The organism is Hymenobacter armeniacus (assembly GCF_014699055.1).
GTDB lineage: Bacteria > Bacteroidota > Bacteroidia > Cytophagales > Hymenobacteraceae > Hymenobacter > Hymenobacter armeniacus.
The window spans coordinates 920,070-946,245 of record NZ_JACXAC010000001.1; the positions used below are offsets into that span (position 1 = coordinate 920,070).

Annotated in this window: 22 protein-coding genes; 2 read left to right on the forward strand and 20 right to left on the reverse strand. The window is 62.4% G+C overall.

Annotated features, from left to right (window positions below; genetic code table 11):
* Positions 1-152 precede the first annotated feature (152 nt).
* The gene (locus tag IC234_RS04050) at positions 153-1,142 is read left to right on the forward strand and encodes a hypothetical protein (RefSeq protein ID WP_190922535.1); all 990 of its coding nucleotides are present in this window, start codon (positions 153-155) and stop codon (positions 1,140-1,142) included.
* 76 nt (positions 1,143-1,218) lie between these two features.
* Here IC234_RS04050 and hisIE read toward each other — a convergent pair whose 3' ends face one another.
* The 9 genes from hisIE to rpe all read right to left on the reverse strand — a co-directional run bounded on the left by hisIE (position 1,219) and on the right by rpe (position 12,283).
* Entirely contained in the window at positions 1,219-1,905 is a 687-nt protein-coding gene (gene hisIE, locus IC234_RS04055) for a bifunctional phosphoribosyl-AMP cyclohydrolase/phosphoribosyl-ATP diphosphatase HisIE (protein ID WP_394354866.1), read from the reverse strand.
* A gap of 39 nt (positions 1,906-1,944) precedes the next feature.
* The gene (gene hisF / locus IC234_RS04060) at positions 1,945-2,700 is read right to left on the reverse strand and encodes an imidazole glycerol phosphate synthase subunit HisF (protein WP_190922536.1); all 756 of its coding nucleotides are present in this window, start codon (positions 2,698-2,700) and stop codon (positions 1,945-1,947) included.
* 47 nt (positions 2,701-2,747) lie between these two features.
* Complete coding sequence (hisA, locus tag IC234_RS04065) at positions 2,748-3,464, reverse strand: 1-(5-phosphoribosyl)-5-[(5-phosphoribosylamino)methylideneamino]imidazole-4-carboxamide isomerase (protein ID WP_190922537.1); 717 nt, start codon at positions 3,462-3,464, stop codon at positions 2,748-2,750.
* A gap of 24 nt (positions 3,465-3,488) precedes the next feature.
* On the reverse strand, positions 3,489-4,076 hold the full coding sequence (gene hisH / locus IC234_RS04070) for an imidazole glycerol phosphate synthase subunit HisH (RefSeq protein ID WP_190922538.1): 588 nt from the start codon (positions 4,074-4,076) through the stop codon (positions 3,489-3,491).
* A 56-nt stretch (positions 4,077-4,132) separates the two neighbouring features.
* Complete coding sequence (hisB, locus tag IC234_RS04075; RefSeq protein WP_190922539.1) at positions 4,133-5,233, reverse strand: bifunctional histidinol-phosphatase/imidazoleglycerol-phosphate dehydratase HisB; 1,101 nt, start codon at positions 5,231-5,233, stop codon at positions 4,133-4,135.
* A 46-nt stretch (positions 5,234-5,279) separates the two neighbouring features.
* Entirely contained in the window at positions 5,280-7,679 is a 2,400-nt protein-coding gene (hisD, locus tag IC234_RS22135; RefSeq protein ID WP_317173322.1) for a histidinol dehydrogenase, read from the reverse strand.
* 5 nt (positions 7,680-7,684) lie between these two features.
* Positions 7,685-8,536: an ATP phosphoribosyltransferase gene (gene hisG / locus IC234_RS04085; RefSeq protein WP_190922540.1), complete on the reverse strand. Its 852-nt coding sequence runs from the start codon at positions 8,534-8,536 to the stop codon at positions 7,685-7,687.
* A 407-nt stretch (positions 8,537-8,943) separates the two neighbouring features.
* Entirely contained in the window at positions 8,944-11,505 is a 2,562-nt protein-coding gene (locus IC234_RS04090; RefSeq protein WP_190922541.1) for a TonB-dependent receptor, read from the reverse strand.
* A 58-nt stretch (positions 11,506-11,563) separates the two neighbouring features.
* The gene (gene rpe / locus IC234_RS04095; RefSeq protein WP_190922542.1) at positions 11,564-12,283 is read right to left on the reverse strand and encodes a ribulose-phosphate 3-epimerase; all 720 of its coding nucleotides are present in this window, start codon (positions 12,281-12,283) and stop codon (positions 11,564-11,566) included.
* Between the two features lie 143 nt (positions 12,284-12,426).
* Here rpe and IC234_RS04100 point away from each other — a divergent pair, with 143 nt between their 5' ends.
* Entirely contained in the window at positions 12,427-13,023 is a 597-nt protein-coding gene (locus IC234_RS04100) for a hypothetical protein (protein WP_190922543.1), read from the forward strand.
* Here the strand turns inward: IC234_RS04100 and trmB are convergent.
* The 11 genes from trmB to holA form a co-directional block, all read right to left on the reverse strand.
* The gene (trmB, locus tag IC234_RS04105; protein WP_190922544.1) at positions 13,020-13,685 is read right to left on the reverse strand and encodes a tRNA (guanosine(46)-N7)-methyltransferase TrmB; all 666 of its coding nucleotides are present in this window, start codon (positions 13,683-13,685) and stop codon (positions 13,020-13,022) included. The genes IC234_RS04100 and trmB overlap by 4 nt on opposite strands.
* Positions 13,686-13,715: 30 nt before the next feature.
* Positions 13,716-15,026 (reverse strand): bifunctional folylpolyglutamate synthase/dihydrofolate synthase, encoded by a 1,311-nt coding sequence (locus tag IC234_RS04110; protein WP_190922545.1) that lies wholly within the window; start codon positions 15,024-15,026, stop codon positions 13,716-13,718.
* A gap of 106 nt (positions 15,027-15,132) precedes the next feature.
* Positions 15,133-16,011, reverse strand: coding sequence for a hypothetical protein (locus IC234_RS04115; protein ID WP_190922546.1), 879 nt, complete (start codon positions 16,009-16,011; stop codon positions 15,133-15,135).
* A gap of 32 nt (positions 16,012-16,043) precedes the next feature.
* Positions 16,044-16,463, reverse strand: a complete 420-nt coding sequence (locus IC234_RS04120) for an ExbD/TolR family protein (RefSeq protein ID WP_190922547.1) — start codon at positions 16,461-16,463, stop codon at positions 16,044-16,046.
* A 91-nt stretch (positions 16,464-16,554) separates the two neighbouring features.
* Positions 16,555-17,241, reverse strand: coding sequence for a MotA/TolQ/ExbB proton channel family protein (locus IC234_RS04125; RefSeq protein ID WP_190922548.1), 687 nt, complete (start codon positions 17,239-17,241; stop codon positions 16,555-16,557).
* Positions 17,242-17,249: 8 nt separating this feature from the next.
* Positions 17,250-18,464, reverse strand: coding sequence for an HU domain-containing protein (locus IC234_RS04130; protein ID WP_190922549.1), 1,215 nt, complete (start codon positions 18,462-18,464; stop codon positions 17,250-17,252).
* Positions 18,465-18,567: 103 nt separating this feature from the next.
* Positions 18,568-20,349, reverse strand: coding sequence for a TonB-dependent receptor (locus IC234_RS04135; protein WP_190922550.1), 1,782 nt, complete (start codon positions 20,347-20,349; stop codon positions 18,568-18,570).
* Positions 20,350-20,385: 36 nt separating this feature from the next.
* Positions 20,386-23,622, reverse strand: a complete 3,237-nt coding sequence (locus IC234_RS04140; RefSeq protein ID WP_190922551.1) for a tetratricopeptide repeat protein — start codon at positions 23,620-23,622, stop codon at positions 20,386-20,388.
* A 130-nt stretch (positions 23,623-23,752) separates the two neighbouring features.
* On the reverse strand, positions 23,753-24,487 hold the full coding sequence (locus IC234_RS04145; RefSeq protein ID WP_190922552.1) for an ATP-grasp domain-containing protein: 735 nt from the start codon (positions 24,485-24,487) through the stop codon (positions 23,753-23,755).
* A gap of 300 nt (positions 24,488-24,787) precedes the next feature.
* Entirely contained in the window at positions 24,788-24,979 is a 192-nt protein-coding gene (locus IC234_RS04150) for a hypothetical protein (RefSeq protein ID WP_190922553.1), read from the reverse strand.
* Between the two features lie 58 nt (positions 24,980-25,037).
* Positions 25,038-26,096, reverse strand: a complete 1,059-nt coding sequence (gene holA / locus IC234_RS04155) for a DNA polymerase III subunit delta (protein WP_190922554.1) — start codon at positions 26,094-26,096, stop codon at positions 25,038-25,040.
* Positions 26,097-26,176: the final 80 nt, after the last annotated feature.

The following is a 26,176-nucleotide window of genomic DNA, read 5'->3' on the forward strand; positions in this document are numbered from 1 at the left end:
CATAAATTAGGACCACCAGTCCTGCTAAAATAAAGTACGACAAATCACACTCGTTAGCAATAAATAGTATATAACACTGTCCATTTTAAACTTTTTTATACTTTGAATCCTTTATATCTCATCATCAGTAACAAGCATTAAAACAACCTCGAATGCCAAAACTTATAGACTACCCCAGAACCTCTTATGCTGGCGCATGGGAACTAGCAGAAGTCGTAGACGACACCGGAGGCAAATGTGCCATAGAAACTGCAGCGAAGAAGCTCAACCGCAAGGTGAGCGGTTCATTTAAAGCCATCATTGGCTCGGCCGTGAAGTTTGGGCTCATGACAAGCAAGCGGGAATTGCTAAGCACCACAACGCTATTTAAGCGCATAAAACATGCATACGACAAAAAAGAGGAACTCCTCTTTCATCGTGAAGCATTCCTCACACCCCCACTGTTCACGCAACTGTGCCGAAAATTCCGCTCTCGTGAACTCCCGGTACAAATGCTTGACGTGATGCTTATCCGGGAATTCGGTGTAGAAGAAATTAACGCACAAGGGGTAGCCAAAGCGTTTGTGGAAGGATGCCGCATGGTAGGCCTTCTAGACGAACACAATATGGTAGCGGACATTGATGCTCTGGCAGCCCAACAGCCACCGCGTCGGACACTGTCGAATCCAGCCCCAGCTCCAAATTCATTTCGTTCAACAAATCGCACTGAAGAAGAGCAATCAAACGGCATCGCCAAAAGGCCGCACGCAACGGAAGATAGTTCCATCCTAACACTGCCTTTTCAACAGGAAGGCACATTGAACTCAACTCTAAGCGCTGCAGCCACTGAACAAAACACGCACCATAGCGATGCCATCGCCAGCTTATTTGGCTTGTTACCAACGTTGCCCGAAAACGGCACTACGAACTCGACAGATAGCGACCGCCCCGCAACAACAGCCGGACCAACGGAAGATGTCGCGCCCCACATGGCCATGCCGAAAACGCCTGTTTTCACTCCAAACGCCATTGGCACCACTGAGTATCAGTTGCAAGTGAGCGGCCCTGGGGTTAATACACTACTTTCAATAGTGGAGGAAGAAGACGTAACTATTGCCATCGCCTTGCTGGAAAAAATTCGCCGTCAACTTCGCAACGCATAAATAAAAGGGCAGCAGCCGGACCATCGTTTAACTGACGGTCTGGCTGCTGCCTTCTTTACTGTTGGCATTTGGCAACTTACTTTCCCGTCAGATGGCGGGTGCTGGGGGTGCGATGACGTTGCTGCAAAACCTCAAGCACCTCGCTGAAAGACACGCCCGTGCCAACCAGCAACACCACCAGGTGATACAACAGGTCGGCTACTTCGCCTTTGAGCCCTTCGTGGTTACCGGCTACTGCATCAATGACGGTTTCAACGGCCTCCTCTCCTACTTTCTGGGCAATTTTGGCTATGCCTTTCTGGAAAAGCTGCACCGTGTACGAATCCGGGGTGCGTTCCGGAAAATGCTTCCGCTCGCTCACCAACCGCTCCAACTCCACGAGGAATCCGATGGACGCTGCAGGAGCCTGCAGTTGCTGTGGCTGCTCAAAACAACTCGTTGTGCCGCGGTGGCAAGTTGGCCCAGCGGGAATTACTCGAATCAGCACCGTGTCGGCGTCGCAGTCGATATGACTGCTGACAACGGTGAGGAAGTTTCCGCTGGTTTCGCCCTTGGTCCAAAGTCGGTTTTTGGAACGGGAAAAGAAGGTTACCCGCCCATCGGCCTGCGTACGTGCCCACGCTTCTTCGTTCAGGTAGCCCAACATGAGGACCTGACCGGTGTCTGCATCTTGAATCACGGCGGGAGCCAAGCCCGTTGCAGAGTCGAAACGCAAAGAGACGGGCGCTGGCAAGTGGGTTTCCATGTTTACAGATTTGTGCATAGGGATGAAAGCAAAAAAGACACTGCTACTGGTTTGCCGTTACAATCGCACGGGAATGCCAGCCTGGTGCAGATAACTTTTCAGCGATGGCAACGACGTCTCATTGAAGTGAAAAATGCTGGCTGCCAGCGCGGCGTCAGCTCCACCGCTTTGGAACACTGCCGTGAAGTCGCTGGCCTGCCCTGCGCCGCCAGACGCAATCACGGGTACGGGCACGGCATCGCTCACGGCACGGGTAATATCCAAGGCAAATCCGGCTTTGGTGCCGTCGTGGCTCATCGAGGTCAACAGCAGCTCCCCGGCACCCAAATTGGCGGCCTCCCGGCACCAGGCCACGGCTTCCCAGCCGGTGGCGGTGGTCCCGGCGCGGGTCATCACCTGCCACTGATGGTCGACGAATCGGGCATCAACCGCCACCACCACGCACTGCGAGCCAAACCGGCGCGCCAGTTCCGACACAAATGCCGGGCGCGCAAGCGCTGCCGAATTAATAGAAACCTTGTCGGCGCCGCTCAGCAGCAGGGCTTCCACGTCGGCCACGCTGCTGATGCCGCCACCCACGGTAAAAGGAATATCCAGCACCCGCGCCACCTCCCGCACCAGCTCAGTCAGGGGCTGCCGCCGCTGGTTGGTGGCCGTAATGTCGAGGAAGACCAGTTCGTCGGCTCCCTCGCGGGCATAGCGTGCGGCCAGGGCGACGGGGTCGCCGGCGTCGCGCAGGCCCTCAAACTGGATGCCCTTCACGGTGCGGCCGTCGCGCACGTCGAGGCAAGGAATCAGGCGCTTTTTTATCATGGGGGTATTCTTAATGAGTAGCCAGCCGGATTGCGCCGCGCTGGTGGTTACAAAAAGCGGCGCAAATCAGCCAAGGCAATGGTGCCTTCGTACAGGGCTTTGCCAATAATGGCACCGTGCATGCCCGCCTCGGCCAACTGCTCCACATCCGCGACCGTGGTCACGCCGCCGCTGGCGATGAAACGGGCCTGCGGGAATTCCTGCAACAGCCCCTGGTAGCGTTGCAACGAAGGCCCCTGGAGTAAGCCGTCCTTGCTTACGTCGGTGCAGATGAAGGTGTGGCCACCAGCCTCTAAATAGCCGGCAATAAATTCGGAGAGCGTAAGCGTGGCCTTGTCGGCCCACGCGTTTATCATAATGTGCTGGTCCTTGAAATCGGCCCCCAAAAAGATGGTATCGGCGCCGTAATGACGAAGCCAGGCGCTCACCGTGGCCGGCTCACGCACGGCCAAACTCCCTGCCGTGACGTGCGCGGCTCCGGCCGCCAGCACCTGCGTCAGGGCCTCGGTGGTCTGAATGCCCCCGCCGGCATCAATGTCGAGGCTGGTGGCGCGGGCAATGGCTTCCAGTACGGCCAGATTAACGGGTTGGCCCGCGCGGGCACCGTCCAGGTCTACCAAGTGCAGGCGGCGCAGGCCGGCATCGGCAAAACGCTGCGCCATGGTCACCGGGTCGGCGTCGTAGGTGGTCTGGTGCGCAAAGTCACCGGCGCTGAGGCGCACGCAGCGGCCGTTCAGTAAATCGATGGCGGGGATAATTTCCAAGGCAGTGCGAAGAAGGCAACGGAGCTAGAGCTCCAAAAAATTAGACAAAATGCGGGTGCCAACGGCGCCGCTTTTCTCGGTGTGGAACTGCACCCCATAGAAATTAGCGTGCTGCACGGCTGCGCTGAACGGCGCGGGGTGAGCGGCCTGCGCAATGGTGTACTCGCCCACCGGCGCGTAGTAGCTGTGCACGAAGTACACGTGGTCCTGCTCGGTGAGCCCAGCAAAAAGCGGGCTTTGCAGTGCCTGCAGGTTGTTCCAGCCCATGTGCGGTACTTTGTGCTGCGCATCGGGCACGAACCGCCGCACGTGAAACGGCAACAGGCCCAACAGCGTGGTGTCGTTTTCTTCGCTGTGCTGCCCCAGCAGTTGCATACCCAGACAAATGCCCAAAAAGGGTTGTCGCAAGCTGGGCAATACCTGGTCGAGACCGGCTTCCCGCAGGGCCGCCATGGCCGAAGCAGCCTCCCCTTCGCCCGGGAAAAGCACCTTATCGGCTTTATTCAGTACTTCGGGGTCGCAGGTAAGTGTGGGCACGGCCCCTAGTCGCTCCAGCGCAAACAGCACCGATTGCACGTTGCCACCCTTGTAATCAACTACCGCAATTTCCATAACTATATATTAGCACCATTTGGACAAATAACTACATCATCACATTTGTGTAATACCTACAAGATGCCTTTGGTGCTTGGAATGCTCACGGATTCGTCGCGTTGCAAAGCCATCTTGATGGCCTTGGCAACGGCCTTGAAGATGGCTTCAATCTTGTGGTGCTCATTGTCGCCCTGGCAGGAGATGTTGAGGGTGGCACGCGCGTTATCGGTGAACGACTTAAAGAAGTGAAAGAACAGTTCGGTGGGCAGGTCCCCTACCCGCTCCCGCCGAAATTCAGCTTCCCACACCAGCCACGGACGACCGGAGAAGTCGATGGCGGCCTGGGCCAGGGCTTCGTCCATGGGCAACAGGAAGCCGTAGCGGGCTAGGCCGCGCTTGTCGCCCAGGGCCTGCGAGAAGGCGGTACCTAATGCCAGGGCAGTGTCTTCTACGGTATGATGTTCATCGATGTGTAAATCCCCCTTTACACTAATGGACATATCCACGCCACTGTGCCGACCCAGCTGTTCCAGCATATGGTCGAAAAAACCGAGGCCGGTTTTGATGCTGGTCTGGCCGCTGCCGTCCAAATTAAGCTTTACTGAAATATGAGTTTCGTTGGTGTTCCGCTCAATGACGGCAATGCGCGCGGGGTACCGCAGGAAATGGTATATGGCTTCCCAACTGGTGGTGGTGAGCGCAGCCCGCGCATCGGGCGTTTCGGACAACAGAATGGCCTGGCTCCCGAGGTTGGCCGCGAGTTCCACATCCGTGAGGCGGTCGCCGATGACGAAGGAATTGGCCAGGTCGTAACCATTTGCGGGGTCGAGGTATTGCGTCAGCATGGCGGTGCCGGGCTTGCGGGTGGGCAGGCCCTGGTGCGGAAAGCTGCGGTCGACGTGCTCGGCAGCAAAATGGATGCCCTCGCCGGCCAGAATTTCCTGCATCAGCCGGTGCGGCGGCCAGAACGTTTCTTCCGGGAAGCTGTCGGTGCCGAGGCCGTCCTGGTTGGTCACGAGCACAAGCTCGTACTCGGGCAGTTCGCGCGCAATGCGCGCCAGGGCGCTGATGCAGCCGGGAAGGAAGGCAAATTTTTCGAGGCTGTCGACCTGCTGGCTGGGTTGCGGCTCAATCAGAATGGTGCCGTCGCGGTCAATAAACAGGGCCTTTTTCACTAGGGTAAGAATATCAGTATGGGAGGTAAACTTGGCTGCGCCGGCGCTAGTGCACGGCCATGGTGGCCGGTTGGCCGGCTTCTATTTCGACCAGGGCTTGCAGGAGCCGGGCATTTTCGCTGGCAGTTCCCACGGTGAGGCGCAGGCAATTGGCGCAGCCGGGCTGGGTGGTGCGGTTGCGCACCACAATGCCGCGGGCGCGCAGCTGGTCATAAATGGCCGTGGCGTCGGAAGTGAAGCGAACCAGGAGAAAGTTGGCGTCCGATGGAAAAACGTGCTCTACCATCGACAAGCGAGGCAGCTGTTCGGCCAGATAGGCTCGCTCCTTCAGCAATTCGGCCTGCATGGCTTCCAGCCGGGGCGCGGCGGCCAGGGCGGCCAGCGCGTGCTGCTGGGTAGCGGCCGAAATGTTGTAGGGCGGCTTGATTTTGTTGAGGTAGGCTATCAGCTCGGGCGCGGCATAAGCTACGCCCAACCGCAGGCCGGCGAGGCCCCACGCTTTAGAGAAAGTCTGCAGCACCACCAGCCGGGGGAATTCGGCCAAACGCGTGGTCCAGCTCGGCCCCGCCGCAAAATCTGCGTAGGCCTCATCGACGATGACCAGACCGGGGAATGTCCGCAGGATGCGCTCCAGGGCGTCCTGAAGCAGCAGGTTGCCGGTAGGATTGTTCGGCGAACACAGGAAGACCATTTTTGCCTTCGAGCGAGCCAGCGTATCAAACGCCGAATCTGGCATCTGGAAGTCGGGCGTCAGGGGCAGGCGCTCCACGCGCACGTCGTTGAGGTTGGCCGCCACTTCGTACATGCCGTAGGTGGGCGGACACACCACAATGGCGTCCTGGCCCGGCGTGCAGGTGAGGCGCACCAGCAGGTCGATGGCCTCGTCGGAACCATTGCCCAGGAAGATATTGTCCGGCTTCACGCCCTTCAAACGAGCTAAATCGGCCTTGATGGCGCGCTGGTGCGGGTCGGGGTAGCGGTTGAACTCGTCGGGGCCCACCGAGCCCAGGCTGTTTTCGTTGGCGTCCAGCATCACGGGCGCCATGCCCTCAAATTCGTCGCGGGCCGAAGAGTACGGCTGCATGCGCTCCACATTGGGCCGAATCAAACCGGCATAGGGGTTAGTGCCGACGGACGCTGCCTCGGCGGAGGCATTCGTAGCGAGGGCAGCCAAGCGCAGCGAAACGGCGCGGGCGTGGGCGGCCAGTCCTTCGGCTTCGGCCATGGTTTCCACCACCGGACCCAGCGCCTGCAATCCCGCAGCCGAGAGCCGCTGAAACGTAATTTTTTTAACGAAAGAATCGAGCGACACGCCGCTGTACTGGCGGGCATAGCCGCTGGTGGGCAGCGTGTGGTTGGTGCCGGAGGCGTAATCGCCCACCGCTTCGGGCGTGAGGTGACCCAAAAACACCGAACCGGCATTGGTGACCTGGTTGGCCAGCGCGTCGGCGTTGTCGGTGGACAGGATGAGGTGCTCGGGCGCGTATTGATTAGAGAATGCCAGCATGGCCTGGTCGTCGGGCAGCAGCACGGCGCGGCTGTTGGCCAGGGCCTGGGCCGCCACGTCGCGCCGGGGCAAGGTGGCCAGCTGGCGCTCTACTTCGGCCTGCACGCGCACAATGACTTCGGCGCGGCTGCTCAGCAGCACCACTTGTGAATCGGGCCCGTGCTCGGCCTGCGACAACAAATCGGCCGCCACGAACACCGGGTTGGCATGACCATCGGCAATCACCAACACCTCCGACGGACCGGCCGGCATGTCGATGGCCACGCCGTGCTCAGCGGCGGCCAGCTGCTTGGCTGCCGTGACGTAGCGGTTGCCCGGCCCGAAAATCTTGTCCACCGCGGGCACGGCAGCGGTGCCAAGGGCCATGGCGGCCACGGCCTGGGCACCACCCGCTTTCACTACGGTGCGGATGCCGAGCAGCTGCGCCACGTAAAGAATAACCGGGCTGACGGTGCCGTCGGGCTGAGGCGGCGTGCACACCACGATTTCGGTGCAACCCGCCAGCCGAGCCGGCACGCCCAGCATCAGCAGCGTGCTAAACAGCGGCGCGCTGCCGCCGGGCACGTACAGGCCCACCCGCTGCACGGGTACCGCGCGCCGCGCGCAGCTCACCCCGGGCATGGTTTCTACGCGCAGCTCGGGCTCACGCTGGGCGGCGTGGAAGGCTTCAATGTTGGCTTTCGCTTGGCGGATGGCGGCCTGCAGCTCGGCTGGCACTGCCGCCGCTGCGGCCGAAAACTCGGCCGGTGACACCAGCAGACTGCTCAGCGCGGCGTTGTCAAGCTCGCTTGCCAGGGCTAGCAGCGCGGCGTCGCCTTCGGCTTGCACGCGGGCAAAAATAGCGCGTACTCGCGCGGCCACCTGCGGAGCTTCGGCAGCGGCCGGGCGCTGCAGCAGGGCGGCCCAGGTGCCGGGGTCGGGATAGGAATAGACTTGCATGGCGGCTAGGCAATCATTTTTTCGATGGGCAGCACCAGGATGCCTTCGGCCCCAACGGCCTTCAGCTGACTGGTGATGTGCCAGAACTCGTCTTCCTGCACCACCGACTGCACCGACACCCACCCGGGCTCGGCCAGCGGCGTCACGGTGGGCGACTTGATGCCCGGCAGCAGACGCCGCACTTCGTCCAGGGCGCTCAGGGGCGCATTCAACAGGATGTACTTGCTGCGCTTGGCGCGGCGCACGGCCTGCATGCGGAAGCGCAATTGCTCCAGCAGGTCCGTTTGCTCCGGGCTGAGGTTGGGCTGCGCGATGAGCACCGCCTCGGACCGAAACACGGTTTCGACTTCGCGCAGGCCGTTGCCGAGCAAGGTAGAGCCGCTGCTCACAATGTCGCAGATGGCCTCGGCCAGGCCGATGCTGGGCGCGATTTCCACCGAGCCGCTGATGGTGTGCAAGTTGGCCTGCACCCCTTGCCCGGCCAGGTAGCGGCCCAGAATGTTGGGGTACGAGGTGGCAATGTTCTTGCCCTGCAGCGCGGCCACCGAGGCGTAAGCGTCGGCGCGGGGCACGGCCAAGCTCAGGCGGCACTTGCTAAAGCCCAGGGCTTCGACCTCGAGGTCGGGGAAACCGGCTTCGACCAGCACATTCTGCCCCACAATGCCGAGGTCGGCCACGCCGTCCTGCACGTAGCCGGGAATGTCGTCGTCGCGCAGGAACAGGATTTCGAGCGGGAAATTGGTGGCTTCGGTCTTGAGTTTATACGAGCTGCTGATGAAGCTGATGCCGCATTCGCGGATGAGCGCAAGGGAATCCTCGCTCAGGCGACCGGACTTTTGAATGGCTAAACGTAGCATGAAGGAAGGGGGCGGGCAGTGCCGGCAGGGGGCACGTCGTGGTTCTTACTCCGGCACAACCGGTTTGGATGCAGAACCTCCCGAAAAATGAAGAAAAAGCCCGGCGCTTGCTCGCCCCGGTGCGCGGTGGCGGAGGCACGGGCGGCCGGTGCTAGGCTAGCACCCGGCGCACAGCCCGGCCCCCCACAGATGGTGGTGATGGCCGTGTACCCCAACCGCTGCGCCAGCCGCAGCGGCGGCGAACGAAGAAATAAAGGAAGGGGCGTTGGTGGCGTTCATTGTGGCCGCAAAGGTAAGCACATTTGCCAAACTGGCAAACATTAGCCACACAGAGTATCCAACTCCATACAGTTAAGCCTGAAATGCTGATAAGTACATAACGCGTTACCTCGCGAGCGGGCCGGCTGCTAAAAACGCGCCACGACGCGCAGGTTCACCAGGCGCTGCGAGAGGTAGCTTGGCACCGAATACGTCACGCCGTTCACGTCCTGCAAATAATTGTAGCCGGCCACGTTGTTGGCCGCAAACACGTTGAGGATTTCCAGCCCCAGCCAGAGGCTTTCGAAATCGTAGAAATGCGCTTTGGGGGCGTTGGTGTTTTTCAGGCTTACCACTTTGGAGAAGCCCAAATCGACGCGGCGGTAAATGGTGGTGAGGGCATCGGTGCCGCGCAAATCGGGCTGGTTGGGCGGGCTGAACGGCAGGCCCGTGCCCAGTACCAGGTTCACGTAGCCGCGCACCGAGGGGTTGTTGGGCAAATGGTCCTGGAAAAAGACGCCCAGGTTCAGGCGCTGGTCCTGGGGGCGGCGGATGAATCCCTTGGCCTCCCGGCCCACTTTCTTGCCGTCGGCATCCACCACGTTGGCCGAGTCGCCGGCCACGTTTTCGCGGGTGGTGAGCACGCCGAGGCTAAACCACGACTCGGCGCCCCGCACAAACTCTCCGCTCAGGCGAGCGTCGAAGCCGGCGGCGTAGGCGCGGGCGTTGTTTTTGGCGAAGTAGCGCAGCCGCACGTTGTCGATGTCGTAGGGCACCACGTCGGTGAGGTACTTGTAGTAGGCCTCCCCGGTGAACTTAAACGGCCGTCCAAACTGCTGGAAGGAAATTTCCTTGCCCACGATGAAGTGGTAGGATTTCTGGGCCCGCAGCTCGGGGTTGAGGTAGGCTTGCTGCACGCCCTGGGCAATGGTGGTCTGGTCGCGCAGCTCGCGGTAGAACGGCGGCTGGTAGTACACGCCCACGGCGGCTTTGAACGAGCGGTTGGGGTGCAGGCGGCTGATTTGCGAGTACTGCACCCGCGGGCTCACCACCAGCTGGCCGTTGGTGGTCCAGTAGTGCACGCGGGCGCCGTAGGTGAGCGTGCGCAGCGTGTCGAGGCTCCAGGTGTCCTGCACGAAGCCCTGCGAGCGGGTGCTGAGCAGGCTCAGGTCGGAGCGCAGGCGCAGGCGGCGCGCATCGGGCACGTAGTCGGCCGAGTCGGCGAAGCTGTACTCGTCCAGGGTGTCGCTGATTTTTTCGCGGCCGATTTTGGCGCCCCAGCGCACCGTGTGGCTGGGCGCCGCAGTCCAGCGCCCCCGCGTTTCGGCGGTAAAAATCTGCGCGTCGAGAAAGTTGCGCGAGTGCTTGAACTGCGAGCCAATGTCGCGCTGCCGCACGGCCTGGTTGAATTCCAGCGACTTCGGGTCGCGGTTGATGGCGGCAAACGTGTACGCGGCTTCCACGTCGCGCAGCTCCGACTCGCGCGAAACCAACGCCGAGCCCAGCAGCTCCATCTGCAGCCGCGAGGAAAAATCGTGCTTCAGGTTGAGCCCGCTTTGGTAGGTGTCGAACTGCATGCGCTCGCGGCCATCGTAGGCGATGAAAACGCGCGTGAGCTGGTTGGGGCCGGTAGAGAACGTAGCCTCCCCGGTTTCGGGCGAGAAGCGGTAGTCGTTGTGCGCCACCACCCCCAACAGGCCCAGCGAGGTGCGCTGCATGTCATCCTTATTGCCCAGGCCGATGGTAACCAGCGCCTGCGCGTCGTAGAACGTGGGGTTGTAGCCGCCCTGCGACTGCTTGAGCGACCGCAGCACGTACTGCGCGTTTTTGTAGCGCACACCCGCCAGATAGCTCACGCGGCCGTTGGCGGAGCGCGCCTCGGCGTGGGCCGCGCCGCCCACCAGGCTGGCGGTGAGCGAGGCGGCAAACTTCTCGGGCGTTTTGTACTCCACGCTCAGCACCGAGGCCAGCTTGTCGCCGTACTTGGGCTGCCAGCCGCCGCTGCTGAACTCCACCTGCTTCACCAGGTCGGGGTTGATGAAGCTCAGGCCCTCCTGCTGGGCCGAGGTCACCAGAAACGGCCGGTAAATCTCAAAGCCGTTGACGTACACCAGGTTTTCGTCGTAGTTGCCGCCGCGCACGCTGTAGGTGCTGCTCAGCTCGCTGTTGGAAACCACGCCCGGCAGCGTTTTCAGAATAGCGTTGAAATCGCCGAATGCCGAGGGAATGTCTTTAGCTTGGCGCGGGTCGATGTGCGTAATGCTGACCTGCTCGCGGGTGTCGGCCTGCTCCGAGCGCGCGGTCACCTTCACGGCGCTCAGCGCTTTGGTGTCGAGCCGCATGGTCAGCGCGAAGGGCTTGGCGGCGTCGGCCGGCAGGCGCAGGGGGATGCGCAGGGGCAGATAGCCCAGGCGCCGCACCACCAAAAAAGTATTCTGCCCACCCTCGCGCACGCGCACGGTCAGCGTGAAATTGCCCTCCGACGTGGTGTTGGCGCCGCCCGGCAGGCCCTCCACTCCCACCGCTGCCAGCTCCAGCGGCTGGCCGCTGGCGTCGCGCAAGGTGCCAGTCAGCGTCACGGCGGTGGTAGCGGGAGTTTGGGCGGGCAAGGCCGCGGGCGTTTGCGCCTGCGCCGTGGGGCCAGCCACCAGTACCACCATCACCCCACAAGCCGAAGCCTGGGCCCACAAGGCGCGTCGAAATTCCCTCATGAATGAACGGCGGGATAGAAATGGGAAGCTATGGAGTTGAAACGCACGGCAAGACGCGCTATTGTTGGCGACGCCCGCCTTCGGCCTCGTCCGACAGCACCAGGCCATTCAAATGCTCGCGCAAGTTGGCCAGGGCCGCCACTGGGCCTTCGTGGGCGCTGAACACAAAATTGCCGGCCACCAGTACGTCGGCTCCGGCTTCTACCAGCGGGCCGGCGTTGGCGATGCTTACGCCGCCATCCACTTCAATCAGGGCTTCCGAACCGCAGTCGACCAGCAATTCCTTCAGCATGGCCACCTTTTTCAGGGTATTCGGAATGAAGGCTTGGCCACCAAAGCCGGGGTTCACCGACATCACCAGCACCACGTCGAGGTCGGCGGCAATGTCTTCCAGCAGCGCCACCGGCGTGTGGGGGTTCAGGGCCACGCCGGCGCGGCAGCCCAGCTGCTTGATTTGCTGCACCACGCGGTGCAGGTGCGGGCAGGCCTCGTAATGCACGGTGATGCCGGCCGCGCCGGCGTCGCGAAACGCCGCCAGGTAGTGCTGGGGCTCTTCTATCATCAGGTGCACGTCGAGCGGCTGCTTGGCGTAGCGGGCCACGGCCTGCAGCACGGGCAGGCCAAAGGAGATGTTGGGCACGAAGCGGCCGTCCATCACGTCGAAGTGCAGCCAGTCGGCGGCGCTGGAGGCCAGCCGCTCGGTTTCGGCTTGCAGGTTGGCCAAATCGGCGGCCAGAAAGGACGGGGCCAGCAGCGGGGCGCGGCGAGTTGAGTTCATGGTGGCGAAGATACAGCCGCCCGGCACTCCCCTGGCGCGCCAGAGCGCGGCCCCGCCCCTACTTTTGCGACAGGCTACTCGTTTGGCTTCCCCTCACCCGCTTCGGCCGCCCATCTGGTTCCGAACCCACTTCGCTGTTTCCCTTGCCCCACCTCGTTCCCCTCCTCATTCGCGGCATCAACAACCTCTCCGATGCCCGCTACTGCGCCGGCATGGGCGCCGACAAGCTCACCTTCGTGCTCGACCCCGCCCTGCCCGGCGCCCTCGACACCCGCACCGTGAAAGAGCTGGCCGGCTGGGTGGCCGGCGTGGAGCTGATTGGGGAATTTGACCAGCTCAGCGCAGCCGAAATCAACGCCGTGGCCGCAGAGTGCGCCCTCGACGCCGTGCTGCTCCGCCGCCCGCGCCCCGAAGCCGAGCTGGCCGAAATCGCCCCGCCCGTGTACGTGGAGCTGGCGGCTGAGGCAATGCAACACGCCACCGAATTCTCGTCGGTTCCCGTTGGCTGGGTAATGGAGTTGAGTGCTGAAACAACAGCCACAGACACCGCTGCCCTGCACGCAATCGCGCAGCAGCGCTCCCTGTGGCTGGGCCCGGGCCTGAACCCCGACCTCGCCCACGAGCTGGCCACTCAGCTTCCGCTGGCCGGCCTCAGCTTCCCGTCCGGCGACGAAGTGAAGCCGGGCCTGCGCGATTTTGACCAGCTGGAAGCCGTGTTCGAGGCCCTGGAGCAGGACTAGCTCAGCCGGAACTGCACGTACTTGATGGGCACGCCCACGGCCCGGTACTTGCCCTCGAAGTTGGTTTGAATGGCCTGGGCTTCGATAAATTCCGCACCGGTCTCGGCATACAGGTCGCGGGTGAAACGCTCCACGCGCGCACCCGGCCGGGCCGCCAGGGTTTCCAGCGTGTATTCAAACAAGCCCTCGTTGTCGGTTTTGAGGTGCAGCAGGCCATTGGGCGCCAACAGCTGCTGGTAGAGGTCGAGGAAGCGCGGCGAGGTGAGGCGGCGCTTGATGTCGCGGTCGCGCGGGCGCGGGTCCGGAAACGTAATCCAGATTTCGGCCAGCTCGCCGGCGCCAAACTGGGCCGCCAGTGCCTCGGCGCGCATCCGCACAAAACCCACGTTGGTCAGGCCCATTTCGGTGGCGCGGGTGCTGCCCCGCCAGATGCGCTCCCCTTTGATGTCGAGCCCCAGAAAATTGCGCTCGGGGTAGCGCTGCGCCAGGCCCACCGTGTACTCGCCCTTGCCACAGCCCACTTCGAGCGTGAGCGGGTGCGGGGCCCGAAAGAAATCGGTGCGCCATCGCCCGCCCAGCTGCTCGTATTCCGGCTTTCCGGGCTCAATAATATCCGGACGGGTGGCGTTGTCGTTGAAACGCTGCAGTTTAACGCGAGGCAAATCGTAGAAATTAACAGGTAAACAATAAAATCAGGCAGCGTACAGCTCCTCCACTTCCGCCACCACAAAGGTGCTTCCGCCGATGAACACCACGTCGTCGGGCTGAGCGGCCCGGCGCGCCGCGGCCACGGCCTCCCGCACCGACCCGTAGGTGTCGCCATTCAGGCCCAGCGCCGCAGCTTGTTGCCGCAGCTCGGCTGCCGGCAGCGCCCGCGGAATGCTGGCGGCACAAAAGTAATAGGTGGCCTCCGGCGGCAGCAGGGCCAGCATGCCGGCCACGTCCTTGTCGTTTACGGTGCCAATGACGAGGTGCAGCGCCCGGTGCGGCACGCGTTGCAGCTGAGCCATCACCATGCGCAGCCCGGCCGGGTTGTGGCCCGTGTCGCACACCACCAGCGGCCGCTGGCCGATGATGCTCCAGCGGCCCCGCAGGCCGGTGAGCTGCGTCACTTGGCGCAGGCCGGTGCGCACGGCCGCCTCCGTGATGCGAAAGCCCAGGGCCCGCAGCTCATCGAGGGTGGCCAGCACGCCGGGCACGTTGTACTGCTGGTAGTCGCCGGGCAGCCCCAATTCGGCGTTGGGCAGGTAGGGCCGGCCGTGCTGGGTCACGTGGAGGGGGCGCAGGCCGGTTTCCGGCGCGGGCTCGCCGGCGAAGGTGGCCTGGTAAATCTGGTCAGCCACCACCAAGTGCGCGAGTTTGGCCGCGGCTTCCCGTTCAAACACCGCCGCTACCTCGGGCTGCGTTTGGCTGATGACCACGGGCACGCCCTGCTTAATAATGCCCGCTTTTTCGGCCGCAATCTCCGGCAGCGTATTGCCCAGCAAGGCTTGGTGGTCGAAACTGATGTTGGTGATGAGCGAAACCAGCGGGGTGATGATGTTGGTGGAATCCAGCCGCCCGCCCAGGCCTACTTCGATGATGGCAATGTCAACGCGCTGCTCGGCAAAATAGGCAAAGGCCAGCGCCACGCACATCTCAAAAAACGAAGGCTGCACCTGCTCAAACAGCGGCCGCCACTTGGCCACCCACTCCACCAAATATTCCGGTTCCAACTCTTGGCCGTTTACCCGAATGCGCTCCGTGAACTCGCGCAAGTGCGGCGAAGTGTACAAGCCCACCTTATAGCCGGCCGCCTGCAGCACCGCCGCCAGCAGGTGCGAGCTACTCCCCTTGCCGTTGGTGCCGGCCACGTGCACGCTCCGAAACCGGCGCTCCGGGTTGCCCAGAGCCTCGGCCAACACCAGCGTGTTGCCCAGTCCCTTTTTGATACCAGCAGCCCCCACCCGCTGAAACATGGGCAGCTGCTCGTAGAGGTAGTTCAGCGTTTCAGAATACGTCATAATAGCGTGATGGCAGGCCTAAAATTACGAGTCATTCGCAGCCTGTCAATAAAAAGCCCCGTCACCAAATCGGCAACGGGGCTCGCAAAGCTGTTCGGTGCAAGCTCTACTTGAAGCGGTACGTGATAAAGCCGGTCGCTCCTTCGGTGCCGGAATTGGTACGGCGGAACGTGGCATTCAGCAGCGCATCGCGCACCAAACGCTCCTGGGCTGGCGACACGTTACCGGACACCTTGGTGACGCTTTCTACGTCGCCATCTTCCGAAATTTTGATTTTAAAGCGAATCATGCCCGGGTTATCGTCAATCGATTCGGGCCGGGGCGTGCTGTCGAAGGCCCAGCCGCTCATTTCCAGCCCACCGCTGCCGGGGCTGCTGCCACTGCCCCCACGACCCGGGGCGCCGTACAGGGCCTTCGCATCTAGCGAACCATTGGGGTCGCCCTGGTCGCCCACGGTGCCGGGACGGTCGCCGTTGTTGTTGCCGGTGGGCGTGTTGCTGCTGCCGTTCACGCCGTTGCCGCCACCGGTGGCGTTGCCCTTGGGCGAGAACGTCACGGCCACCTGCCGCTTGGGCTTGGGCGCCACTTTCACTTCTTCCTTGGGCGGGGCGGGGGTTTCCACGGGCGCTTCCGAAACGGGGCTTTCCTCGGCTTCGCTGGTGATGATTTTTTCCTGCGAGGGCGGCGTGGGGTCGGGCGTGGCCGCGGCGGCGGGGCGCGGCTGCGGGTCGGGGCTGGCCACGGGCGGGCGGCTGTCTTCGCGGTTCGGCGAGTTGTTGGCCGTGGCCATGCTTTGCACGTCGCCGGAGCCCGCAGGGTCGAGGCCGTAGTTCAGTTCCACGCCATCGCCGCCACCCAGCGGCTGCAGCGGGGGGTTGGGGCCCTGGAACACCATGAAAATAAACAACAGCAGCAGCACCCCGTGCACAACCAGGGTGCCAATCAGGCCTTCGCGCCGGTGCGGTTCTTGATAATCAATAGCCATGGGAATGATACGCTAATCGTTCGGATGACGGCTTACTTGCCGGCTGCTTGCTGGGCCTGGGTGGCCATCACCATTTTCAGCTTGAGCCGGTTGCCAATCTCCAGAATGTCAACCAGCTTCTGAACGTTCAACGAATTATCCACGCGCAGCACCACCGTGGGCTGCTCCTGGGTGGGCGCCGAGCCCACCAGGGCCACCAGCTCCGATTCCACCGCAGTGGGATTCACCGGCTTTTTGTTCACGTAATACACGCCCGCCGCATCCACCGAAATGGTGATGGGCTGCTTCATCACCTGCTTGCTCGACTTGGCATTGGGCAGAAGCAGCTTGATGACGTTGGGGTTTACCAGCGTGGAGGCAATCAGAAAGAACAGCATCAGGAAAAACATGATGTCGTTCATGGCCCCGGTTTCGACGTGCGAGGTAAGGCGGTGGCGGCGGGAAAGGTTCATTGGTTGATGTGCTAATGAATTGATATGCTAATGTGCTGAAGACTGAATGTTAGTTTCAGCACATCAGCACATTAAAGAATCAGCAAATCAATTAATTGTCCTGGAGAATGTCCATGAACTCAATGGCCGAGTTTTCCATCCGGAACACCATGCGCTCAACCAGTATGCTCAGCCAGTGGTAGCCCACGTGGGCGATGATGCCCACGATGAGGCCCGTGGCCGAGGTCACCAGCTTCACGTACAGGCCGTCGGCTACCTGCGGAATGCCGAACTCCTTGGTGGCGGCGATGGAATAGAAAATTTTGATAACCCCGATGATGGTGCCCACGAAGCCAATCATGGGCGCAATGCCGGCGATGATGCCCAGGATGCTGATGTTCTTTTCGAGGCGCGCAATTTCAATCTTGCCCACGTTTTCCACGCTGGTTTCAATTTCCTTGAGCGGCAGGCCGATGCGGCGCAGGCCTTTTTCGACCATGCGGGCCAGCGGCGAGGCGGTTTGCGCGCACAGCAGCTTGGCGCCGGCCAGGTCGCCCTTCACCATGAGCGAGCGGATGCCGTTCATGAAGGTGTCGGGGTCGCCGGCGGCGCGGCGAATGGTGAAGTAGCGCTCGATGATGATGTAAACCGAGAGGATGGAAAGCGCCACCAGCGGAATCATAATCCAGCCGCCGCGCAGCAGCAGGTCGATAACCGGGACGCTGGTGCTGGCAATGGGCGCAGCGGTAGTAACAGTATCGGCAGCGGTGGGAACCACCTGCAGGAAGAATGCGGACATGAAAAGGATTAAAATTTCAACGTATTGTAGTCGCAGTGCGTGCTCACGCGCAGACGCTGGGCTTCGCGCTGGGCCGAGGCCAGGTCGGCGTAGTCGCCGGCCGTGAGGCGGAACAGGCGGCTGCCAAAAGGCGGCAGGATGATGCGGGCATTATGACCGTTGCGGGCCAGGATTTTGCGGCCCTTTTCGGCGTTGGCTAAGCTGCCGTAGGCGCCGGCAATGACGTAGTAACGCCCTGTGCGGTTTTTAATTGTAACCGAGTTGGTGGCCGCGGGGGCTTTGGCCTTAGGCAGCGCGGGCGCAACCGCTGCCGGAGCAACGGCGGGCTTGGCAGCCGCAACCGGGGTTTCCACCGTGTTGGCCAAAGCTTTGGGCTCAGTCACCGGCGTTGTTGCGGCAACAATAGCTGCCGGCTCTACTGTCTTGGCGGTCGGGGTCTCCAGCGTGGGGATGGGCTGCGCCACAGGGGCAGCGGGCGCCGAAGCTTCCGAAGCATTGAGCGGCGTCAGGCCTTCGGCAGCCGTTTCGGCGCTGGTAAAGGTGCGCTGGCCCAGCGTAGCCTGCTGGGGTTCCGACAGGGAGGCGGCACCCGAAGTGCGCTGCTGCGCCCATTCCAGCTTGGGCAGTTGATTTTGCCACTTGGCCGAAACCATATTGCGGTTCACCAGAAACTGGTAGTTGGCCAAAAAAAGCAGCCCCGCCGCCAGGGCAATGATGCCGCCCGGCAGCAGGCGCGCCACGCGGGTGCGCCGCGTGGAGGCGCCGCGCAAAGCCGGCTGCGGGCGCTTGCTGCGGGCGTCGTTGGCTCGCACGGGACGCGCCACCAACTCGGGCAGCCCATAAGCCGAGGCCAGCAGGTTGTCGGAACCGGTGTATTCGAAAGCCAGGCCACGGCCGGCGGCGCGACGGAAAATCCCGATGCCGGGCAGTTCGGTGCGGTTGGTTTCGTCGAGCTCCTGCTTGAGGCCGGCCACGGCAGCGCGCACGGCTTCGCGGGCTTGCGCGATGGGCAGGCCCAGGTGCTGGCTCAGGGCGTCGACGAGCAGGCCGTCGTTGCGGGTCAGGGCTTGGTTGAAGGCCACCAGCTTGGTAGGCGGGCCCAGGGCCTGGCGGCCGGGCTGCACGCGAGCCGGCGAAGCATCGGCCACCAATCCTCCAAAATCCGGAATAATCACGCAGTCGTGGTCGCGGAGCAAAGGACGGATGTGGTCGGCTAAATGCATTGTATCAATTAAAAATTATGAGTTAACAGCGGCGAGTCATCGGGTTACGGCTCATTGCGTTAGCTGCAATTTGCTTCGTAACCGCGGACCTGTTTCTGTCACCTCAGAAAGTGTAGCTCGCGCCGCCAATGACGTTAATGCCCTTCACCGGATAGCCGTAAAAGCGCTGGTATTGGCGGTTTGCAAGGTTATTACCCATTACAAAGATGGATATTTTTGGCGTAATGCGGTAATCGGCGCGCAGGTTTAGGTCGATGATGGGGTCGGTGGCCCGGTAAAAATCGGGCACGCGGGCGGCGCCCGCCACGGAGGCCGGGCGGTAGCTGATGCCGTAGCTGGCCGAGAAAAAGTATCCTTCTACGCCCACCATCAGCTTCTCAAACACGTTGTAAGTGCCGAAAACCGAGGCTTGGTACTCGGGCCGGTGAAACGGCTGGGGCAGGTTTTTGAGGGCGTATTTGTTGAAATCCATCCGGGTGCCGAGGCGGAATTTTTCAGCAGCGTTGTACAGCAGCTCACCGTGCAGGTTGAGCACGCCGGTGGCGTTCTGGTCGTACACGAGGTCGAAGCGGCTGGGGTCGATGGGGTTGTTGAGGTAGAAATAGAGGTTGCGGTCGCGGGCGTAGGTGGCGCGGGCGTTGAACTCGAGCCCGCGGGCCGGCGTGGAGGTGAAACCCGCGTAGATGGTGGGCCCGCGGTGCGTGTCAGCTACGTTCAGGCCGCGGTTCAGCCAGGGGTTTTCGGTGGTGAGGTCGTAGCGGGTCACGCGCTGCAAAGAGCCGCCCAGGCCCGCATACACCATAAATTTCTCGGGCTCGATGGTGTAGCCCAGGCGCACGGCGGGGTAAATCACCGCCTTGCTCACATTGGTGGCCGTGTCGGAGGAATAGCCCAGCGTGGCGCCTACCGAAAAGGCAATGTTGTTGCGCATAAACTCATAGGCCGGCGTCGCCTGCACGAAAGTGCGCGTGCGGGTCACCTGCTCGGCGGCCACGTTTGGCTTGGCCGGGGCCAGGTCTTTCTCGGCAATAAAGGACGCTTCGCCGTTCAGCGTGATGCGGCTCGACTCGCCCAGGGCGTAGCCCAGCTTGGCGTTGAGGCGCACGTCGTTTTCGTTGGCGGCAAAGATGTCGCTCCAGTAGCGGTAGCCCAGGCTGGCGTCGTACTGCAGCACCTGCTCGGGGTCGCGGTTGTGGGCGTACCCCTTCACGGCAAAGCGGTTGAATACTTGCTTGATGTCGCCGGCTTCGGGCGTGGCCACGGGCGTGCCGTTGGCGGCCTTTTCGTAGCCATAGAAGTTGTAGCGCTCCCGGCCCAGGTCCAGGTTGGCCCCGAAGGCCGCGGTGCCGCGGTACAGCTCGCCCATGAGGTGGGCACTAGTTTCGGCCACACTGGAGTTTTTCCCGTCCACGGGGCCGTTCAGGGAGTTGACGTGCTTGATGTCGAGGCCGTAGGCGTGGTCGGTGTTGCGGGTGCTGTGGAAATAGCCCCGGCCGTAGAACGTGCCGTAGTTGCCGATGCCCACTTTCACCAGGTTGCCGGTGAGCGGCGTGGGCTCCTCGGCCCGAATGGTCAGCACCTTCACCGAAGGATTCAGGCGGTCGGCCGGCAGGCGAAAATCGGAGAAGGTGTAGGTGACTTTGCGCTCGGTCTGAGGCGGCGCCGGCAGCGCGATTTTGGAGAAGTTGCGGGTGGCTTCGGGCAGCTGGTTCACCCGCTCCTTCACGATTTCAATCTCGGCCTCTTCAATCTTGCCCGTGGTTTTGCCCTTGGTGGGCTGGGCCATGGCGGCGGGCGCGGCGGCCCCCACCAGCACGACGGCCAGGGCCAGGCCTGCGCCCCGGCGCGCTTTCGACGACGTATTATTAGTTGACAAACGCTTCATCAGCAATCAATTATTCAGTGAGTAAATGCGCCGATGTTAGCGCTGGGTGGCCGTATCGGCCGGGGCGGTGGTGGTGCCGCGCAGGTTGGTGCGGGGCACGGCGGCTTTGCCCTTGGTGGGGGCCGGCGTGGAGGCCGGCTTGCCAGTGGGCGCAGGCGTTTTGGCCGGGGCCTTGGCGGGTGCCTTCGGAGTGGTTTTGGGCTCGGCGGGTTCTTCGGGCTGGTCGGCGCCCAGGGTTTTGAGGCGCTGCTTGGCCGCCTCGACCACTTCAGCCACCGGGAAATTGTTGTCGATGAGCGAATTCAGCGTGCCGCGGGCTTGGAAGTTGTCGCCTTCGGCCGCGTACACATCGGCCACCAGCAGGAAGGCCCGGCCCTGCCACAGCGCGTAGCTGCTGTAGTTGGCATTCACCTTGAGGGCGGCGGCAATGGCCTCCTCGTTTTTCTTTTGCTTAAACAGCGTCTGGGCTAGGAAATACTGGGCTTCGGCGCCGTTCACGTCGTTGGGCGCGGCCGTGACGGCGGCAGCCAGCTCGGTCGCGGCCTGGTCGTAGTTCTCGGCCCGGTAGCTGGCCTTGCCCAGGTACAGCAGGGCGGCATTGGTGGCGTTGGCGGTGGCGCCGGCCTGGGCGCGCAGCTCTTCGGCCACGCGGCGGGTGCCGGCGTAGTCGCCCACTTCGTAGAGGCTGCGCATCTGGCCGAGGGTGGCGTTGGCCACCTCGCGGCGGTTGGTGCTGGCGCCGCGCAGGCGCTCGTAATATTTGGCGGCCTCGGCGTAGTTCTTGTTTTCGAACTCCAGGTCGGCGAGGCGGCCCACGGCGCGGTTCAGAAACTCGCTTTTGCCTTCGGTCACCACGTCGCGCAGGCGAGCCAGGCCCTGCTGCCGGTCGCCGGTTTTCACGTAGGAATCAGCCAGGAAGAAGCGGGCATCCGGCCCCAGGGCCGACTGCGGGTACTGCTTCAAGTACGACTCCAGGCGCAGAATGGCGGGCTTGTATTTCTCAGCCAGATACAGCGACTTCGCCGCTTCGAACTCCACGCTTTCGGTGGCCTTGCTGTCGGGGTTCTGAATCTTGAAAGAGGCCAGCGCTGCGTCGAACTCCTCGGTGCGGCCCAGCGCCGTCAGGCTCTCCTGCAGGCTATAGATGGCCTGCGAGGCAGCTTCGCTGCGCGGGTAGTCCGTCAGCACTTTCTGGAAGTCGGCCACGGCTTTTTCCTGCTGCTGCAGGTTGGCGTAGGCCACGCCGCGCTTTTGCAGGGCCTGCGGCATAAGCGGGCTGTTGGGGCGGTTGGCAATCAGCCTGGTGAAGCCGTCCACGGCCGGCTGGTACTCGCCGGCCTCAAACGATAGCTGCGCCTGCTGAAACACCGCCTCCTCGGCGTAGCGCGAGTTGGGGCTGGTTTTGAGTAGGGCCGCGAGGGTCGAGCTGGCTTCGTCGCGGCGGCCCATCAGGCCCAGCGTGCGGCCTTTTTGGTAGTAGGCGTAGTCTTTGTCGGCGGCATTGGCCTTGATGACCTTGTCGTACAAATCCAGCGCTTGCTGGTAGCTTTTGGCCACGTAGTAGGTATCGGCCAGGCGCAGCGTAGCGTCGTAGTAGTTCGGGTCCGAAGGTTTGGCGTCGATGTCGCTCACATAGGCCTGGAACTGCGGCCGGGCGCGGTCGTACTGCTTGGTGTTGTAGTAGGCATAGCCCAGGCCGTAGCGGGCTTTCTGCTCAAAGTCGGCCTCTTCGGGGCTCACGCCGCCCTGCCGGGCCGAGCGGGCCGCCGCTACGTAGGCCGTGATGGCCTCCTGGTACTTCTGGCCCACGCTGAAAATTTCGCCCCGCAGCACCTGGGCCGCCGCGCGGAGGGCGTCGTCGGCCGGGTATTTCAGCGACTTGTCCAGCAGCGGCAGCGCCTCGGAGTAATTGCCGTTGTTGTAGAGCGTGGCGGCCTGCGAGTAGGCCACGCGCTGGTAGGTAGCGTCCAGCTTGGCGCTGCGGTCTTCCAGGCCTTCGAGATAGGTCAGTGCCTGGTTGTAGTCGGTCGAGGACAGGAAGCTGTTGCTCAGCAGGTCGTCGACGATGGGCTGGTTTTTGGAGCGGGGAAACTTCTTGCGGAAATCGCGCAGCACGGCAATGGTTTCGGGCAGATTGCCCTGCTCGTACTGCACCTGGCCCAGCTTGAGCGTGGCGTTTTCGGCAATGCCCTTGTCAAACGTCGACTGCCGCGCCGCCTCAAAGGCCGTGACCGCCTGCGGCTTCTGGTTGGTCTGCAGGTAGCTCAGGCCCAGGTGGTAGGCGGCATTCTGGCCCAGCGAGTCGCGGCGCACGGCCACGTTGCGCAGGCTGGCTATGGCGCCCTTGAAGTCGCCCATCTTGTAGTTGGCAAAGCCAATTTTGTACTGCAGCGCCGGCTCAATTTTGCCCTTGTGAATGGCCGCGTACTTATCGAAGTTTTCGGCCGCCTCCTTGTATTGGCCTTTCTGGTAGTAAGCGTCGCCGAGCAGCAGCTGGATTTCGTCGGAGTTCTGCGGCGGCGGGGTGTTTTGCAGGGCCTTGGTGGCGTAGCCTATCAGGCCGTCGAAGTTGCCTTCGCGGTAGTAAATCTGGGTCATAACGGCCGGCACCACGAGCTGGTAGGCATCGTTCTGCTCGGCCACGGCCAGGTCGGTGCGGGCCGCGGCGTAGTCGCCGGCGCGGTAGGCCAGGTAGCCCGCGTAGTACGAGCTGGCGTACTTGTACTGGCTTTGCACCTGCTTGTTGCGGTCGAAAAGCAAGCGGGCCTTCTCGTAGTCCTTCTGCTCAAAATAGCTGTAGGCCAGCTTGAAGTCCGACTCGGCGCGCTGGTCGTTGCTGAGGTTGTCGGGCGCTACCTTCTGGAAGTAGCGGATGGCGGCCTCGTAGTTTTTCTGGTCGAAATAGAACTTGCCCAACTCGAAGTAGGCCGCCGCGGCGCGCGGGTGGGCCGGGTGCTGCGCCGCAAAATCGAGGATGAGGCCTTCGGCGTCGGGGTGCGAAAGGTAGAGGCCGCTCACGGCCACGTAATACTCGGCGTCGGCGGTGCGGTCGCGGGCCGCGGCGCCGCCCTGGCTGGTGTGCACCGGCTCGATGGCCAGGTACTGCCGAAAGGCCTCCTGCGCGGCCCCGTACTGGCCGCGGTCAAACAGCTCCAACCCTTCCTGAAAATGCCGTTCGTCGGACGCAAAAACCTGGGACTGCTGGGCCTGCGCTGCCAGCGGGGCCGCCGCGCTCAGGGCGGCGGCTAGCGCCAGCCGGGGAAATAGCTTCATGTAAATACCTTGCGTGGAGGGGCCGCACCGGGCCCGGGAACTGGCCAAAAGTAGCGATAAAAGCCCGTAGGTTGCCCCGCCAACGGCAAATAAGAGGTTTCATTGCCAACCCGGGGCCACAGCGGGTTACTTAGAAGCGGCAGTAGTCCACGCTACCCGTCATCTCGGCCCAGCGGGCCGACAGAAATTTGGCGTAGGCCAGCGGCGTCAGGCCATAGGCGCCCAGCGCGTACCCTTCGTTCACTTCCACTACTACGGTCGCGCCGGTGGCGGTAGCCGCTACGTCCAGCGCAAAAGCCGCCGGCGCCTCGGGCAAATATGCCGCCAGGGCCTGCTCCACTACTTGCCGGTCGAAGTGGGCACGCCAGTCGCCTTTGTACGGCCGCACATCCAGCACTTGGCCGTAGCGCACAAAGCAGCGCCATTCGGCAACCATTCGCACAGGGTCGGCACACCACACCTGCGTATCCTCATACTGGTCGCCACACCCCACCAAGTCCCCGATTCGGCGCACCAGTACGCCCGTAAACTTCTTGGTTTGGTGCATCGGCTTCACAAATACCGGCCACAGGCTGGCATCGGCCGCCACGGCATTGATGGTACTCTGCCACAGCCGCCGCCCCAGAAACGGGCGCAGCGCCGCCGGGTAGCCCAGTTCGGGCGGTACCGGCCGGCCCAGCGCCCGCAGGCTGGCCCGCACGGCCGCAATGTGGCCCACCACCACCTCATCCGGCGCATGCTCGCACACAGGCTCGGCATCGGTATAAGGCACGATTTCCCAGCCCATCTGCTGGAAGCCGTCCATTGCCAGGTAGTTGTTGACGCTTTGCGGAATGCCGCGATGGAAGTGAATGTGGGCGCGCATGAGAGCTTGAACTAAACGACTGACGAAAGTACAGTTGCCGTTGGATGACGTTTTGGGGCTGTTGATTGACTTGCGGGGCCATTGAATGAATTTCCGGGGCCATTGGATGCCTTGCGGAACCGTTGGACGCGTTTCCGGAGCCGTTGGATGCGCTATCAGATGCGTTGAATGCCTTGCGGAGCCGTTGGCTGTCTGAAATGACTTCGTGGTCCCGAACCACGGAGGGGCGGGCCCCGCCCCTACAACAAAGCCCCGGCAGCAGGTGCTACCGGGGCTTTTTCCAATTGAAGCGTCGTTCGACTACTTGAACTTGGGCACGTTGGGCAGGTTCAGGTTGCCGTTTTTGTAGCGCTTGTAGAGGTACGCGGCACCGGCGGCCAGCAGGGCGCCTTTGACCAGGCTGCCGCCCGTAGAACCACCGGCACGCGTGCCGTCTTCGTTTGTGCGGCCGCCAAACAGGCCGGCAATCATGCCACCAAGGGTATTGCTCATGAGTGAAATCAGGTTTAAAGTGAAATACCCGCCTTCTACGCCCCCGCCGGGCCGGTTGTTACCCCAGCACCCCGGCCGGCACCGGATGCAATATCAGCCACACCAGTTCCCGCAGTATTTCGGCGTCGTCCATCGAGCCGCTTTCGATGCCCTTGCTCTGGGCATCGGCCCGCCGGATGTCGTGAATGATGCCCACCACCCGCTCTATCGGGTAGACGCGCAGGGCCTGCTGATATTCCTTCTGGGCAAAGCTGTTCATGATGCCCAGGCTTTTATACACGCCATCGGGCGGGTTGGCGCCGGCCTGATGCAACACCAGCAGCTTGGTAAAGAAGTTGAACAGCAGCGTGAGGTTCGGAATCAGCGGGTTGGCTTTGGGATTGGCGGCGAAATAGCCCAGAATGCGGTTGGCCTTCAGCACGTCGCGCTGCACCAAGGCTTTTTGCAGCTCAAATATGTTGTAGTCCTTGCTGATGCCCACCAGCCGCTGCACCAGCTCTTCGTCGATGGGCTGGTTGGGCTTGAGGTTGAGCACCAATTTGTCTACCTCATTGGCCAGCCGGCCCAAATCGGCCCCGATGTACTCGGCCAGCATGGCGGTGGCCTGCCCCGTGATTTGCAGGTTGCGCGCCCGCACGTTGGCCGTGAGCCACTGCGGCACCTGGCTGTCGTAGAGCTTTTTGCTGGTCATCAGCACGGCCGGCGAGTCCTTGCCCGCGAGCAGCTTGCCCAGCTTCTTGCGGCTGTCGAGGGTTTTGTGCTTATAGCAAAACACCAGCACGGTGCTGGGCAGCGGGTTTTTGAGGTACGCCTCTAGAAAAGGCCAGCTCCGCTCCTGCTCCAGGTCGGCCACGGTCTGGGCTTCCTTCACGATGACGACTGAGCGTTCGGCCATCATGGGAAAGCGCTTGGCTTGGCCCAGAATGGCGGTCACATCCACGTCCTTGCCGTACACCACCACCTGGTTGAAGCTGCGCTCGTGCTCGGCCAAGGCCGTTTTCTCAATCAACTCGGCCACCACGTCGATGTAGTATGGCTCTTCGCCCTGCAAAAAATACACGGGCTGAAACTGCCGTTGCTGCAGCTGCTTGAGGATGGCGTCGGCTTCCTGTATCAAGGGGGGAATGGGTGAATGGCTGAATGGGTGAATGGCTTGGGCGTTCCATTCTTTCCGTCTGGCAAAGGTAAAGCCACCTA

Coding starts and splice junctions, on each gene's coding strand:
- IC234_RS04050 (WP_190922535.1), top strand. CDS start 153: ATGCCAAAACTTATAGACTACCCCAGAACCTCTTATGCTGGCGCATGG.
- hisIE (WP_394354866.1), bottom strand. CDS start 1,905: ATGCACAAATCTGTAAACATGGAAACCCACTTGCCAGCGCCCGTCTCT.
- hisF (WP_190922536.1), bottom strand. CDS start 2,700: ATGATAAAAAAGCGCCTGATTCCTTGCCTCGACGTGCGCGACGGCCGC.
- hisH (WP_190922538.1), bottom strand. CDS start 4,076: ATGGAAATTGCGGTAGTTGATTACAAGGGTGGCAACGTGCAATCGGTG.
- hisD (WP_317173322.1), bottom strand. CDS start 7,679: ATGCAAGTCTATTCCTATCCCGACCCCGGCACCTGGGCCGCCCTGCTG.
- hisG (WP_190922540.1), bottom strand. CDS start 8,536: ATGCTACGTTTAGCCATTCAAAAGTCCGGTCGCCTGAGCGAGGATTCC.
- IC234_RS04090 (WP_190922541.1), bottom strand. CDS start 11,505: ATGAGGGAATTTCGACGCGCCTTGTGGGCCCAGGCTTCGGCTTGTGGG.
- rpe (WP_190922542.1), bottom strand. CDS start 12,283: ATGAACTCAACTCGCCGCGCCCCGCTGCTGGCCCCGTCCTTTCTGGCC.
- IC234_RS04110 (WP_190922545.1), bottom strand. CDS start 15,026: ATGACGTATTCTGAAACGCTGAACTACCTCTACGAGCAGCTGCCCATG.
- IC234_RS04115 (WP_190922546.1), bottom strand. CDS start 16,011: ATGGCTATTGATTATCAAGAACCGCACCGGCGCGAAGGCCTGATTGGC.
- IC234_RS04120 (WP_190922547.1), bottom strand. CDS start 16,463: ATGAACCTTTCCCGCCGCCACCGCCTTACCTCGCACGTCGAAACCGGG.
- IC234_RS04125 (WP_190922548.1), bottom strand. CDS start 17,241: ATGTCCGCATTCTTCCTGCAGGTGGTTCCCACCGCTGCCGATACTGTT.
- IC234_RS04130 (WP_190922549.1), bottom strand. CDS start 18,464: ATGCATTTAGCCGACCACATCCGTCCTTTGCTCCGCGACCACGACTGC.
- IC234_RS04135 (WP_190922550.1), bottom strand. CDS start 20,349: ATGAAGCGTTTGTCAACTAATAATACGTCGTCGAAAGCGCGCCGGGGC.
- IC234_RS04140 (WP_190922551.1), bottom strand. CDS start 23,622: ATGAAGCTATTTCCCCGGCTGGCGCTAGCCGCCGCCCTGAGCGCGGCG.
- IC234_RS04145 (WP_190922552.1), bottom strand. CDS start 24,487: ATGCGCGCCCACATTCACTTCCATCGCGGCATTCCGCAAAGCGTCAAC.
- IC234_RS04150 (WP_190922553.1), bottom strand. CDS start 24,979: ATGAGCAATACCCTTGGTGGCATGATTGCCGGCCTGTTTGGCGGCCGC.